General features: G+C 63.1%; 1 protein-coding gene. It reads right to left on the reverse strand.

Features of this window, described 5'->3' with window-relative positions; all coding sequences use genetic code 11:
• Window positions 1-2: 2 nt before the first annotated feature.
• A complete protein-coding gene (locus ACQKQA_RS03800) occupies window positions 3-15644 on the reverse strand; it encodes a LapA family giant adhesin (protein ID WP_427553691.1) in 15642 nt (5213 codons plus the stop codon).
• Window positions 15645-15971: the final 327 nt, after the last annotated feature.

The following is a 15971-nucleotide window of genomic DNA, read 5'->3' on the forward strand; positions in this document are numbered from 1 at the left end:
GATCAGCTGTTGTTGTGGTCGATCTTGATGGTCGGGTCGCTGCCGGCAATCAGCGAGCTGATGCTGGTGTTGGACCAGTTGTTGCCTTCGAGCTTGATCGTCACGTCCGCGTTGGCGATGCCACCGGCCGCGTTGAGCTTGCCTTCGGAGCTGACCTGCAGGGTCGAGGTGCCGTCCACCGTGGTGATCTTCAGGAAGTTGTCGATGGTGCTGGCGCTCTCGCCCTGCAACAGATCCCGCAGGTCGATACGGTCGCCTTCGCCGGCCTTGAAGTCCTTGATCACATCGTTGCCGGTGTCGCCCGCCTTCCAGACGAAGGTGTCGGCACCCGAACCACCGATCAGGATGTCATTGCCCGAGCCACCGATCAGCGTGTCGTTGCCGGTACCGCCCAGCAGGATGTCGTTGCCCTTGCCACCGTCGAGCAGGTCGTTGCCGCCCTGGCCGAAGATGATGTCGTTGCCGGCACCACCCAGCAGCGTGTCATTGCCGTCATGGGCCCCGGAGACATCGAAATCGGTGTAGTGCTCGGTGATGTACTGGTGCACGTTGGCGGTGGTGACGCTGCTCGCGGCCACGCCGGTCTTTTGCGCCACGAAGGCCTGCATGGCCTGGTAGCCCTCGCCGGCGATGCCGTTGAAGCTCACCAGGTCGCCGAACAGGATGTCGTTGCCATTGCCGCCATTGACGGTATCGGCCCCCGGCAGCGTCGCCTCGGTGTGGCCGAGGATGGCGTTGGCCAGGTCCGACGGGTCGATGTTGGTCTGTGGCTTGCCATCGGTGTCGTAGGGCTTCAGGTCGTTGAGCTTGATGTCGTTGTTCAGGCCGATCGCTTCCACCTGCGACAGATTGCTCAGCAGGGCGAAGCCGCTGTTGGAGTTGTTGGTAGTGGCACTATCGGTGTCGTAGCCCAGGCCGTTCAGGTTGGAGAGCTCATAGGTGCCGTCGCCCTGGGCGTGCAGGGTGCCGGCGTTGTAGCTGGACCAGCTACCCCAGGCCTGGGTCCATACCGTGACGCTGCCGCTGCTGTTGATGTCGATCAGGTGCGTGCTGTCCGGTTGCAGCCGAACGGTATCGCCCAACTTATAGTTGCTGGTGGTGATCACGCTATCGAGCCGGGTGCTGCCGTACAGGATCGGGTTGGTCTGCTCGCCGGACTGGTAGTACGTCGGTTTGCCGTCGGTGATGAAGTACGTCAGGTTGGTCGCGTTGGTATTGCCGGTGGCCGCGCCGCTCTGGAAGAAGTTGGCCGTGGTCTTGAACACGTCTTCGTAGTTGGTGCCGCCGCCGGACGCCATGGAGTCCAGGACCGCCTTGAGCTGGGTCAGGGCGTTCGGGTCGTTCAGGTTCACCGAGACCTGCTTGTTGACCTGGGTATCGAAGTCCGCCAGGAAGATATTCACGGTGCCCGAGGTGCTGCTGCCCAGGCTGTTCTTCAGGGTGTTGAACACCGTGGTCAGCGAGTTCTTGGCGGCCTGGAGCGAGGAGGCGCTCATGCTGCCGGAGCTGTCGACCATGAATGCGATGTTGTAGTTCTTGCCCTGCACCACGTTCAGGCCGCCGATGTCGGCGACCATGATGTCGTTGCCGTCGGTGCCGACGAAGTTGTCGTCGTTCGCCGTGGCGACGCTGGCGTTGTAGGTCGCCGGGTACACGGTGACCGGGATTTGCGCCGTGGTGCTGGCCGAGCCGCCCAGGGACTCGGTGGACGTCGAGGTCACGGTCAGGTTGAACGAACCGTTGTAGTACGGCGGCGGAGTGATTGTCAGCGTGCCCAGGTTCCAGCCGGTGACATTGGCTTCGCTGACGCTGCTGCCGGCGGTGAAGGTGTGGCCGGCGCCATCGCTGAGCACCGAGCCTGCCGGAATGCCGCCGATCTTCACGCTCAGGCTTTCCGAGCCGTCGGTATCGGTCAGGGCGGTGGTGATCTTGGTCAGCTTGACGCTGCCGCCTTCGGCGCCTTCGTTGAGCTTGTAGCCGTCGTAGTAGCCTTCGCCGTTGCTGCCGTGCAGCTCGGAGAGGGTCACGCCGGCGTTGTTCAACGCGGTTTCGTTCGGGTACATCGGAATGTTGGCGTTGCTCAGGTCGACCGGCGTGCTGCCATTGACCGACAGATTGACGTCATAGCTGCCCGGGCCGCTCTGGTTGGCGTGGTAGATGTCCAGGGTGTAGTAGCCGCTGGTGGTCGGGGTGAACGAACCGCTGATGCCGCCACCCGAGCCCCAGAGCGCGGTAGCCACGTTCTTGCCGCCGATGGTGATCAGCAGGCTGTCGTCGCCGGTACCGCTGAAGCTGTAGGTCTTGCCGGCTTCCAGGTAGATCAGGCCGGAAGTCTTCGAGCCGCTGCCGCCCGGGACGCTGGCGTCGGACTGGGCATTGGTCACCGTGGTGCTGCTGGTCGGGTTGCCGGATTTGTCGAAGACCGCTTTCAGCGCATCGCCGGTGATGCCGTTGCCGTTGGTGCCCAGGCCGCTGAGGCTGGTCCAGGACTCCTTGAGCAGGCCGATGGAGTTCACGTTGTTGCTGGCCACGTTCAGGGTCGGCGCGTCGGCCACCGGGGTGATGTCGATCTTCACCGTGCCGGTGTTGCCCAGCGCCTGGCCGTCGGTGGGCTGGAACTTGATCTGCGCGTAGTCGGCCTGCTGGTTGCCCACGCCGCTGCCGTTGTAGCCGTCGACGCCCGATTCGTTGGCGTCCGGGACGAAGCGCAGCTTGCCGGCGTCGATATCGGCCTTGCTGAAGGTCTGGTTGTTGGCCACATCCTTCCAGGTCGAGCCGTCGAGGTACTGCAGCTTGCCGTCGCCCGGCAGCTGGGTGATTTTCACGCCCAGGCTGGCCGCCGGGCTGTCGACGTCGCTGACGCCGAAAGTGGCCCAGTTCAGGGTCAGGGCGGTGTCCTCGGTGCCGGTCACGGCGCCGCCGGTGGCCACTGGCGCGTCGTTCACCGCGACCACGTTGACCGTGGTGGTGGCGACGTTGGAGTAGTTGCTGCCATCGGTCACGGTCACGGTGATGATCCGCGGCGTGGTGCTCGGGTCCTCACTGCTGTTGGTGAAGGTGATGTTCTTGATCTGCTGCATGTAGTCGGCCAGCGTCGCATTGCCGGTCAGGGTCAGGGTGATGGTCCCCGCCTGGCTGTTGGCATTGATGCTGATGCCGTTGACGCTGTTGCCCAGGTTCAGCGCATCGCCCGGCTGACGGTTGGTCAGCACGATGGTGGCGCCGGTCAGCATGGTGCTGTCCGGGTCGGTGATGCTCAGGTCGGTGTCGGCGATCGACACGCCCGCGCCCGGGGTGTTCTCGGTGAAGGTCACCTTGTAGTCGGCCCCGGTGGCGCCGCTGGAGTTGTTGGCGTCCAGGTCGATCACCGGCGGTGCATCGTTGTCGATGATCGAGGTGGTGACGCTGCCGTTGGTGCCGCTGACCACCAGGCTCTCGAAGTTGCCGCCGCTGGCCGAGTCGATCTTGACCACGAAGTTTTCCGTGCCCTCGGTGATCTTGTCGTCGATGGTGGCGACGTTGAAGCTGGCGCTGCTGGCGCCGGCCGGGATCTTCACGGTGTAGACGCCGGTGAAGTCCGAGCCGTCGGCGGCGGTGCCGCTGTAGCTGATCTTCAGAGTGACTTCGGTCTGCGCCGGGTTGGTCAGGCTGACGGTGTAGGTCGCGGTCTGGCCTTCGGTGACCGAGGTGCTGCCGTTGATGCTCACGGTGGTCGTGTTGATGGTGTCGGTGACGTTGGTCACCGCCGGCGTGGTGTTCGGCACCAGGTTTTCGAAGTTGCCGCCGGTGGTCGCGGTGATGCGGGCGCTGACGTTGCCGGCGTCGATGTACACATCGTCGCCTGGCGCGGCCACGGTCACGCTGCCGCTGGTGGCGCCAGCGGCGATGTTGATCACCGCGCCGTTGCTCAGGGTCACGGTCATCGCCGTGCCGGCGGCGTTGGTCAGGGTGGCGGTGTAGACGATCGAACCGCCTTCGGCCACGGTGCTGGTGGCGCTGAGCGACAGGCTGGTGGTGTCCGGCGTATCGGTCACGGTGGTGCTGACCGGCGTCTTGTCGGCCACCAGGTTCTCGAAGTTGCCGCCGCTGACGTTGCTGATCGAGTTGCTCAGCGGCGTATGGCCAACCAGGACATCGTTCGGTGCGGTGATGCTCACCGAGCCAGTGGTCTGGCCGACCGCGATGGTGATCTTCTCGCCATTGGCCAGGGTCACGACTACCGGTGAACCGGTGACCGGCGAGGTCACGGTGGCGGTGTAGGTCACGGTTCCGCCTTCCGCGGCCGACGGCGTGGCTTTCAGGCTGACGGTCGAAGTGTCGATGGTGTCGGTGACGTTGGTCACGGCCGGGGCGGTGCTGGTGACCAGGTTCTCGAAGTTGCCGCCGGTGGCGGTACTGATCGTGGCTTGCACGGTGCCGGCGTCTTTGTAGACGTCGTCTGCTGGGGCGGCCACGGTCACGGAGCCGGTGGTTTTGCCAGCGTCGATGGTGATTACCGCGCCGTTGCTCAGGGTCACGGTGACAGGCGTGCCCGCCGCATTGGTCAGGGTTGCGGTGTAAACGATGGAACCGCCTTCGGCCACAGTGTTGGTGGCGCTGAGCGTCAGGTTGGTGGTGTCCGGAGTGTCGGTGACGGTAGTGTCGGCAGGCTTGCTGTCGACCGCCAGTTTCTCGTAGTTGCCGCCGGTGGCGTCCTTGATGGTGGTGCTCAGGGAGCTGCCGCCAGCGAGGGCATCGTTAGGGGCTACGAAATTCACAGTGCCACTGCTGGCGCCGACCGGAATGGTGATGGTCTGGCCGTTGGACAGGGTCACGACCACTGGCGAACCGGTCACCGGAGCGGTGACGGAGGCGGTGTACACCACGATGCCGCCTTCGGCCACGGATGGAGTCGCGGTCAGCGAGACGGTGCTGGTGTCGATGGTATCGGTGACGTTGGTCACGGCCGGAGTCGTGCTGGTGACCAGGTTCTCGAAATTGCCGCCGGTGGCGGTCTTGATCGTGGCCTCTACGGTGCCGGCGTCTTTGTAGACGTCGTCGGCTGGTGCCGCGACAGTCACGGAACCGGTGGTTGCGCCAGCCGCGATGGTGATTACGGCACCGTTGCTCAGAGTCACGGTTACCGGAGTGCCGGCAGCGTTGGTCAAGGTTGCGGTGTAAACGATGGAGCCGCCTTCGGCCACAGTGTTGGTGGCGCTCAGGGACAGGTTGGTGGTGTCCGGAGTGTCGGTGACGGTGGTGTCGGCAGGCTTGCTGTCGACGGCCAGTTTCTCGTAGTTGCCGCCGGTGGCGTCCTTGATGGTGGTGCTCAGGGAGCTACCGCCAGCCAGGGCATCGTTTGGCGCTACGAAATTCACAGTGCCGCTGCTGGCGCCGACCGGGATGGTGATGGTCTGGCCATTCGACAGAGTGACCACCAGCGGTGCGCCAGTGACCGGAGCGGTGACGGACGCGGTGTAAACCACGATGCCGCCTTCAGCCACGGACGGAGTCGCGGTCAGCGAGACGGTGCTGGTATCGATGGTGTCGGTGACATCGGTGACAGCTGGGGTGGTATTCGGAACCAGGTTCTCGAAATTGCCGCCAGTCGCGTCCTTGATGCTGACCTCAACTTTGCCGGCGTCTTTGTAGACGTCATCGGCAGGCGCAGCGACGGTCACGGAGCCAGTGGTTGCACCGGCAGCGATGGTGATTACTGCGCCGTTGCTCAGGGTCACGGTCACTGGCGTGCCCGCGGCGTTGGTCAGGGTTGCGGTGTAAACAATCGAGCCGCCCTCGGCGACAGTCTCGGTCGCGCTGAGGGTCAGGGACGTAGTGTCCGGAGTGTCAGTGACAGTGGTGTCCGCCGGCTTGCTATCAACATCCAGCTTCTCGTAATTGCCGCCGGTGGCGCCGGTGATGGTGGTGCTCAGGGAGCTGCCACCCGCCAGGGCGTCGTTCGGCGCGGTGAAGTTCACAGTGCCGGACGATTCACCGACCGGAATAGTGATGGTCTGGCCGTTGGACAGGGTGACGACCAGCGGCGCACCGGTGACTGGAGCAGTCACGGACGCGGTGTACACCACGATGCCACCTTCTGCCACGGACGGAGTCGCGGTCAGCGAAACAGTCGAGGTGTCGATGGTATCGGTGACATCGGTCACCGCCGGAGTAGTGTTCGGCACCAGGTTCTCGAAGTTACCGCCAGTCGCGTCCTTGATGCTGACTTCGACCTTGCCTGCATCCTTGTACACATCGTCAGCCGGAGCCGCGACGGTCACGGAGCCGGTAGTAGCACCCGCTGCAATGGTGATGACCGCGCCATTGCTCAAGGTCACGGTCACCGGAGTGCCCGCTGCGTTGGTCAGAGTCGCGGTGTAAACGATCGAGCCGCCCTCGGCGACAGTCTCGGTCGCGCTGAGGGTCAGGTTGGTGGTGTCTGGAGTGTCGGTAACCGTAGTGTCAGCCGGCTTGCTGTCGACATCGAGTTTCTCGTAGTTGCCGCCTGTCGCACCAGTAATGGTGGTGCTCAAGGAGCTGCCGCCGGCGAGGGCATCGTTCGGCGCGGTGAAGTTCACGGTGCCAGAGGACTCACCCACCGGGATGGTGATGGTCTGGCCATTGGACAGGGTGACGACCAGCGGTGCACCAGTAACCGGAGCAGTGACAGACGCGGTGTAAACCACTATGCCGCCTTCGGCCACAGACGGAGTAGCCGTCAGGCTGACAGTCGAGGTGTCGATGGTGTCAGTGACATCGGTGACGGCTGGGGTAGTGCTTGGTACCAGGTTTTCAAAGTTGCCGCCGGTAGCGTCCTTGATGGTCGCTTCGACTTTTCCGGCGTCCTTGTAGACATCATCGGCCGGCGCGGCGACGGTGACGGAGCCCGTGGTCGCACCTGCAGCGATGGTGATTACCGCGCCGTTCGACAGCGTAACGGTGACTGGCGTGCCCGCAGCGTTGGTCAGGGTAGCGGTGTAAACGATCGATCCGCCTTCAGCCACGGTCTCAGTCGCGCTGAGGGTCAGATTGGTCGTATCTGGTGTGTCAGTGACTGTGGTGTCAGCTGGCTTGCTATCAACATCCAGTTTCTCGTAGTTACCGCCGGTGGCGTCCTTGATGGTGGTGCTCAGGGAGCTACCGCCGGCCAGGGCGTCGTTAGGGGCAACAAAGTTCACGGTGCCGCTGCTGGCGCCAACCGGGATGGTGATGGTCTGGCCATTCGACAGAGTGACCACCAGCGGTGCGCCAGTGACCGGAGCGGTGACGGACGCGGTGTAAACCACTATGCCGCCTTCAGCCACGGACGGAGTCGCCGTCAGGCTGACAGTCGAGGTATCGATAGTGTCAGTGACATCGGTGACGGCTGGGGTGGTGTTTGGCACCAGGTTCTCGAAATTACCGCCAGTCGCGTCCTTGATGCTGACTTCGACTTTGCCGGCGTCCTTGTAGACGTCATCGGCCGGTGCGGCCACGGTGACGGAACCCGTAGTCGCGCCTGCTGCGATGGTGATCACCGCACCGTTCGACAGGGTCACGGTGACAGGAGTGCCAGCGGCATTGGTCAGGGTTGCGGTGTAAACGATCGAACCGCCTTCAGCCACAGTATCAGTGGCGCTGAGGGTCAGGTTGGTGGTGTCCGGGGTATCGGTAACGGTGGTGTCGGCAGGCTTGCTGTCGACATCCAGCTTCTCGTAGTTGCCACCAGTGGCTCCCGTGATGGTGGTGCTTAGGGAGCTACCGCCGGCCAGGGCATCGTTCGGTGCTGTGAAGTTTACGGTAGCGGACGACTCACCGACTGGGATGGTGATGGTCTGACCGTTGGACAGGGTCACAACCAGCGGCGCACCGGTAACCGGAGCGGTCACGGACGCGGTGTACACCACGATGCCGCCTTCGGCCACGGATGGGGTAGCGGTCAACGAAACAGTCGAGGTGTCGATGGTATCGGTGACATCGGTCACCGCCGGAGTAGTGCTCGGTACCAGGTTTTCAAAGTTGCCGCCGGTGGCGTCCTTGATACTGACTTCAACCTTACTTGCATCCTTGTACACATCGTCGGCTGGCGCTGCGACGGTGACGGAACCAGTGGTCGCGCCTGCTGCGATGGTGATTACTGCGCCATTGCTCAGGGTCACGGTCACTGGCGTACCGGCCGCATTGGTCAGGGTCGCGGTGTAAACGATCGATCCACCCTCAGCGACAGTATCGGTCGCGCTCAGGGTCAGATTAGTGGTGTCAGGCGTATCGGTGACGGTGGTGTCAGCCGGTTTGCCATCGACATCCAGTTTCTCGTAGTTACCGCCGGTGGCGTCCTTGATGGTGACGCTCAGCGAGCTGCCACCGGCCAGGGCATCGTTTGGTGCTGTGAAGTTCACAGTACCGCTGCTGGCGCCGACCGGGATGGTGATGGTCTGACCGTTGGAAAGAGTGACAACCAACGGTGCGCCGGTAACTGGAGCAGTGACGGACGCGGTATAAACCACAACACCGCCCTCCGCGACGCTAGGCGTCGCGGTCAAGCTGACAGTCGAGGTATCGATGGTATCGGTCACATCGGTGACCGCTGGGGTAGTGCTAGGCACCAGGTTTTCGAAATTACCGCCAGTCGCATCCTTGATGCTGACCTCAACCTTGCCGGCGTCTTTGTAGACGTCATCGGCCGGTGCCGCCACGGTCACGGAACCGGTGGTTGCACCAGCAGCGATGGTGATGACGGCGCCATTCGACAGGGTCACGGTCACTGGAGTGCCCGCAGCATTGGTCAGAGTGGCGGTGTAAACAATGGAGCCGCCTTCGGCCACAGTGTCGGTCGCTGTCAGGCTGAGCGTTGTAGTGTCTGGCGTGTCGGTGACTGTGGTGTCGGCAGGTTTGCTGTCGACATCGAGTTTTTCGTAGTTACCACCGGTAGCGCCAGTGATGGTAGTGCTCAGCGAGCTGCCACCGGCCAGGGCGTCATTTGGCGCGGTGAAGTTCACGGTGCCGGAAGACTCGCCCACTGGAATAGTGATGGTCTGGCCATTCGACAGGGTGACAACCAGCGGCGCGCCGGTGACCGGGGCAGTCACGGAGGCGGTGTAAACCACAACACCACCCTCAGCGACGCTAGGCGTAGCCGTCAGGCTGACGGTCGAAGTGTCGATAGTGTCGGTGACATCGGTGACGGCCGGCGTAGTGCTCGGCACCAGATTCTCGAAGTTACCGCCAGTCGCGTCCTTGATGCTGACTTCGACTTTGCCGGCGTCCTTGTAGACGTCATCGGCAGGCGCCGCGACGGTCACGGAGCCCGTGGTCGCACCTGCAGCGATGGTGATTACCGCACCGTTCGACAGCGTAACGGTGACTGGCGTGCCAGCAGCGTTGGTCAGGGTGGCGGTGTAAACGATCGAACCGCCCTCGGCGACAGTATCGGTCGCGCTCAGGGTCAGATTAGTGGTGTCAGGCGTGTCGGTAACTGTGGTGTCAGCTGGTTTGCTATCGACGTCGAGTTTCTCGTAGTTGCCGCCGGTGGCGTCCTTGATGGTGACGCTCAACGAGCTACCGCCAGCCAACGCATCGTTCGGTGCGGTGAAGTTCACGGTACCGGAAGACTCACCCACTGGGATGGTGATGGTCTGGCCGTTGGACAGGGTCACAACCAGTGGTGCGCCAGTGACTGGAGCGGTGACGGACGCGGTGTAAACCACGATGCCACCTTCTGCCACAGATGGAGTCGCGGTCAGCGAGACAGTCGAGGTATCGATGGTGTCGGTGACATCGGTGACAGCTGGGGTGGTGTTCGGAACGAGGTTCTCGAAGTTACCGCCAGTCGCGTCCTTGATGCTGACTTCGACCTTGCCAGCATCTTTGTAGACGTCGTCGGCAGGCGCGGCGACGGTGACGGAGCCAGTGGTGGCACCCGCAGCGATGGTAATTACCGCGCCATTGCTCAAGGTCACAGTCACCGGGGTGCCCGCGGCATTGGTCAGGGTCGCGGTGTAAACGATCGAACCGCCTTCAGCCACTGTGTCGGTCGCAGTCAGCGTCAGGGACGTGGTGTCCGGGGTATCGGTAACGGTGGTGTCAGCCGGCTTGCTGTCGACATCCAGCTTCTCGTAGTTGCCGCCGGTGGCGTCCTTGATGGTGACGCTTAACGAGCTACCGCCAGCCAAGGCATCGTTCGGCGCTGTGAAGTTCACGGTGCCGGACGATTCACCGACCGGAATGGTAATGGTCTGGCCATTCGACAGGGTGACCACCAGCGGCGCGCCGGTGACCGGGGCGGTCACGGAGGCGGTGTAAACCACAACACCACCCTCAGCGACGCTAGGCGTAGCGGTCAGGCTGACGGTCGAGGTGTCGATGGTGTCGGTCACGTCAGTGACAGCCGGCGTGGTGTTCGGCACCAGGTTTTCGAAGTTACCGCCAGTGGCGTCCTTGATGCTGACTTCGACCTTGCCGGCATCCTTGTACACATCGTCAGCTGGCGCCGCGACAGTCACGGACCCTGTAGTCGCGCCGGCGGCGATGGTAATCACCGCACCGTTGCTCAAGGTCACGGTCACTGGAGTGCCCGCAGCATTGGTCAGGGTCGCGGTGTAAACGATCGATCCGCCTTCAGCCACGGTATCGGTCGCGCTGAGGGTCAGGTTGGTGGTGTCAGGCGTATCGGTAACGGTGGTGTCAGCTGGTTTGCTATCGACATCCAGCTTTTCGTAGTTGCCGCCGGTGGCGTCCTTGATGGTGACGCTCAACGAGCTACCGCCAGCCAGGGCATCGTTCGGCGCGGTGAAGTTCACGGTAGCGGACGATTCACCGACCGGGATGGTGATGGTCTGGCCATTCGACAGAGTGACCACCAGCGGTGCGCCAGTGACCGGAGCGGTAACGGACGCGGTGTATACCACGATGCCGCCTTCAGCCACGGACGGAGTCGCCGTCAGCGACACAGTCGAGGTGTCGATGGTGTCAGTGACATCGGTGACGGCTGGGGTGGTGCTTGGCACCAGGTTCTCGAAATTACCGCCAGTCGCGTCTTTGATGCTGACTTCGACTTTGCCGGCGTCTTTGTACACATCATCGGCCGGCGCGGCGACGGTGACAGAACCGGTAGTTGCACCAGCAGCAATGGTGATCACCGCACCGTTCGACAGAGTCACGGTGACTGGCGTGCCAGCCGCGTTAGTCAGGGTCGCGGTGTAAACAATGGAGCCACCTTCGGCCACAGTGTCGGTCGCTGTCAGGCTGAGCGTTGTAGTGTCTGGTGTGTCGGTGACTGTGGTGTCGGCAGGTTTGCTGTCGACATCCAGCTTCTCGTAGTTGCCACCCGTCGCACCGGTGATGGTGGTGCTCAGGGAACTACCGCCAGCCAAGGCATCGTTCGGCGCGGTGAAGTTCACGGTACCGGAAGACTCACCGACCGGGATGGTGATGGTCTGGCCATTCGACAGAGTGACCACCAGTGGTGCGCCAGTGACCGGAGCGGTGACGGACGCGGTGTAAACCACGATTCCGCCTTCAGCCACGGACGGAGTCGCGGTCAGCGAGACAGTCGAGGTATCGATAGTGTCAGTGACATCGGTGACGGCCGGCGTAGTGCTCGGCACCAGGTTCTCGAAGTTACCGCCGGTCGCATCCTTGATGCTGACCTCAACCTTGCCGGCATCTTTGTACACGTCGTCAGCTGGTGCGGCGACGGTGACGGAACCAGTGGTCGCACCGGCTGCGATGGTAATGACGGCACCGTTCGACAGCGTCACGGTGACCGGCGTGCCTGCCGCATTGGTCAGAGTGGCGGTGTAAACGATGGAACCGCCTTCAGCCACGGTGTCAGTCGCTGTCAGGCTGAGCGTTGTAGTGTCCGGGGTATCAGTAACGGTGGTGTCGGCAGGCTTGCCATCGACATCCAGCTTCTCGTAGTTGCCACCTGTCGCACCGGTAATGGTCGCGCTCAGGGAGCTGCCGCCGGCCAGGGCGTCGTTTGGTGCGGTGAAGTTCACTGTCGCGGACGACTCACCCACCGGAATGGTGATGGTCTGGCCGTTGGACAGGGTCACAACCAGCGGTGCGCCAGTAACCGGAGCAGTGACGGAGGCGGTGTAAACCACGATGCCGCCTTCAGCCACAGACGGTGTGGCGGTCAGCGAGACGGTGCTGGTGTCGATGGTGTCGGTGACATCGGTCACCGCTGGGGTGGTGCTCGGCACCAGGTTCTCGAAGTTACCGCCAGTCGCGTCCTTGATGCTGACTTCGACTTTGCCGGCGTCTTTGTACACGTCGTCAGCTGGTGCGGCGACGGTGACAGAACCGGTGGTTGCACCAGCAGCGATCGTAATTACCGCGCCGTTGCTCAAGGTCACGGTCACCGGAGTACCGGCAGCATTGGTCAGCGTGGCGGTGTAAACAATGGAGCCGCCTTCGGCCACAGTGTCGGTCGCTGTCAGGCTGAGCGTTGTAGTGTCTGGTGTGTCGGTGACTGTGGTGTCGGCAGGTTTGCTATCGACATCCAGCTTCTCGTAGTTGCCGCCTGTCGCACCGGTAATGGTCGCGCTCAGCGAGCTGCCGCCGGCCAGGGCGTCGTTTGGTGCGGTGAAGTTCACTGTCGCGGACGACTCACCCACCGGAATAGTGATGGTCTGGCCGTTCGACAAGGTGACCACCAGCGGCGCACCGGTCACTGGAGCAGTCACGGACGCGGTGTAAACCACGATGCCGCCTTCGGCTACAGACGGAGTCGCGGTCAGGCTGACCGTCGAGGTGTCGATAGTGTCAGTGACATCGGTGACGACCGGGGTAGTGCTTGGCACCAGGTTCTCGAAATTACCGCCAGTCGCATCCTTGATGCTGACTTCGACTTTGCCGGCGTCTTTGTAGACGTCGTCAGCTGGTGCGGCGACGGTGATAGAACCGGTGGTCGCACCCGCAGCGATGGTAATGACCGCGCCATTGCTCAAGGTCACGGTCACCGGAGTGCCCGCAGCATTGGTCAGCGTGGCGGTGTAAACGATCGAGCCACCTTCAGCGACGGTGTCAGTCGCTGTCAGGCTGAGCGTTGTAGTGTCCGGGGTATCAGTAACGGTGGTGTCGGCAGGCTTGCCATCGACATCCAGCTTCTCGTAGTTGCCACCTGTCGCACCGGTAATGGTCGCGCTCAGAGAGCTGCCGCCCGCCAGGGCATCGTTTGGCGCCGTAATATTGACGCTACCGGAAGACTCGCCCACCGGGATGGTGATGGCCTGGCCATTGGACAGGGTGACGACCAGCGGCGAGCCGGTAACCGGAGCGGTGACGGACGCGGTGTACACCACGGTGCCGCCTTCGGCCACGGATGGCGTGGCGGTCAGCGATACGGTGCTGGTGTCGATGGTGTCGGTGATATCGGTCACCGCCGGGGTGGTGCTCGGCACCAGGTTCTCGAAGTTGCCGCCGCTGGCGTCCTTGATGGTCGCTTCGACCTTGCCGGCGTCCTTGTAGACGTCATCGGCAGGCGCGGCAACGTTGACCGAACCACTGGTGGCGCCGGCGGCGATGGTGATCACCGCGCCGTTGCTCAGGGTCACGGTGACCGGCGTGCCGGCCGGGTTGGTCAGGGTGGCGGTGTAGACGATAGTGCCGCCCTCGGCGACCGAACCGCTGGCCGAGAGGGTCAGGCCGGTGTCGTCCACCGAGTCGGTGATGACGGTCTGCGCAGGCGTGGTGTCGGGCGTCAGTTGTTCGAAGTTGCCGCCGGTAGCGCCAGTAATGCTGGTGCTGACGGTGCTGCCGTTGTTGTAGACATCGTTGGGCGGCGTATCGACGACCACGGTGCCGGTGGTTTTACCGGCTTCGATAACGATGGTCGAACCGTTGGACAGGGTCACGGTGACCGGGGTCTGCGCCGGGTTGGTCAGGGTCGCGGTGTAGGTGATCTGGCCGCCTTCGACCACGGTGCCGGTGGCGGTCAGGCTCAGGCCGGTGTTGTCCACCGAGTCGGTAATAAGGGTCTGTGCCGGCGTGGTGCTCGGTACCAGGTTCTCGAAATTGCCGCCGGTAGCGCCAGTAATGGTGGTGCTGACGGTGCTGCCGTTGTTGTAGACATCGTTGGCCGGGGTGTCGACGACCACGGTGCCGGTGGTTTTACCGGCGTCGATGGTGATGGTCGAACCGTTGGACAGGGTCACGGTGACCGGGGTCTGCGCCGGGTTGGTCAGGGTCGCGGTGTAGGTGATCTGGCCGCCTTCGACCACGGTGCCGGTGGCCGACAGGGTCAGGCCGGTGGCATCCGGCGAGTCGGTGATGGTGGTCACCGCTGGCGTGGTGTTCGGCACCAGGTTCTCGAAGTTGCCGCCGGTGGTGCCGGTAATGCTGGTGCTGACGGTGCTGCCGTTGTTGTAGACATCGTTGGCCGCGGTATCGACGACCACGGTGCCTGTGGTCTTGCCGGCGTCGATGGTGATGATCGAGCCATTGGACAGGGTCACGGTGACCGGGGTCTGTGCCGGGTTGGTCAGGGTCGCGGTGTAGGTGATCTGGCCGCCTTCGACCACGGTGCCGGTGGCGGTCAGGCTCAGGCCGGTGGTGTCCACCGAGTCAGTGATGGTGGTCACCGCTGGCGTGGTGTTCGGTACCAGGTTCTCGAAGTTGCCGCCGGTAGCGCCAGTAATGGTGGTGCTGACGGTACTGCCGTTGTTGTAGACGTCATTGGGTGGCGTATTGACCACCACGGTGCCGATGGTCTGGCCGGCGTCGATGGTGATGGTCGAGCCATTGGACAGGGTCACGGTGACCGGGGTCTGGGCCGGGTTGGTCAGGGTCGCGGTATAGGTGATCTGGCCACCCTCGGTCACGCCGGTGTCCGCGGTCAGGGTCACGGTGGTGGTGTCCACCGTGTCCGTGACCTGGGTGACGGCTGGCGTCGGGTCGACAGTCACGACCAGGCCACCGCCGCCGGTGGTGCCGGTGACGCCCACGCTGATCTGTTTCGGGTCGTTGTAGACGGTGTCGTTCGGTGCCAGCGGAACGTTGATGGTGCCGGTCAGTTGCCCGGCCGGAATCACGATCACCGAGCCGTTGGACAAGGTGATGGTCAGGCCGGTCAGGGGGGCCTGGGTCAGGGTCGCGGTGTACACCAGCACGCCGCCGGCTTCGGTGATGGTCGGGGTCGCGCTCAGGGTCAGGGTCGCGCCGCGCAGCACCTCGGCCGTGCCGTTGTTGCCATTGTTGGTCAGCGCGCCGGTGGTGTCTTGCGCTACGGTTCCCGCCGCACCGAGGCCCGCGGTCGGGAAGCCGATGGTCGGGTCGACCCGGCCCGCCGTGGCATCGAGCATCACGAAGCTGTGGCCGCCGCCGGCAGCGCCGCCAGTACCTGCGGCGCTCGGACCGGCCGCGGTGGCTTCCAGGTCGGTGGTCGGGTCGGCGCCGGCGGCGATCGCCTGCTGCAGTTCGGCGACCGATGGCGCGGCTTGCGCGGCGGCTTCGGTCACGTCGGTGCTGGAGTCCGGAGCGCTGGCGCTCCACTGCGTGTCGCGGCCCAGGTCGAGGACCCGGCCATCGGCCAGTTCCAGGCTGACGGCCCCCGCCAGGCCGGTGTCGACCTGGTCGCCTACATACAGACGATCGCCCTCAACGAGTACACGGCGGACCCCTTCGGGGGATACGACGAAAACTTGGCCGACAATGCTTTTGACGGTGGCAACAACACTGCTCATTGAGGATTCTCCGGGGGGTACCGTTCAGTAGGCTTCCATGTTCCTGACGGGCATACATACGCCGGCGCAGTCTGGACGTTCAGAGTGTAGAAACACGTGCTTTTGACGCGAAAACATGTCAATATTTTGGCTATATTTTTTTGCTATTAAGCATATGCCAAACTATTGACCTTCTGTGTGCCATCCTAAACAATCGTCAAGGTAATGTCACATTGATATTTGTCCGGTGACCTGTCTAAAAGTGTGTGACCCAGTTCTTGTTTTGAACTTTCCGATATACGGTCATGCAGGTTGCCATCATCCGATGCAGCACCTCGTATTGCTGTG

The sequence above is a fragment of the Pseudomonas sp. NPDC089530 genome (assembly GCF_050280705.1).
GTDB lineage: Bacteria > Pseudomonadota > Gammaproteobacteria > Pseudomonadales > Pseudomonadaceae > Aquipseudomonas.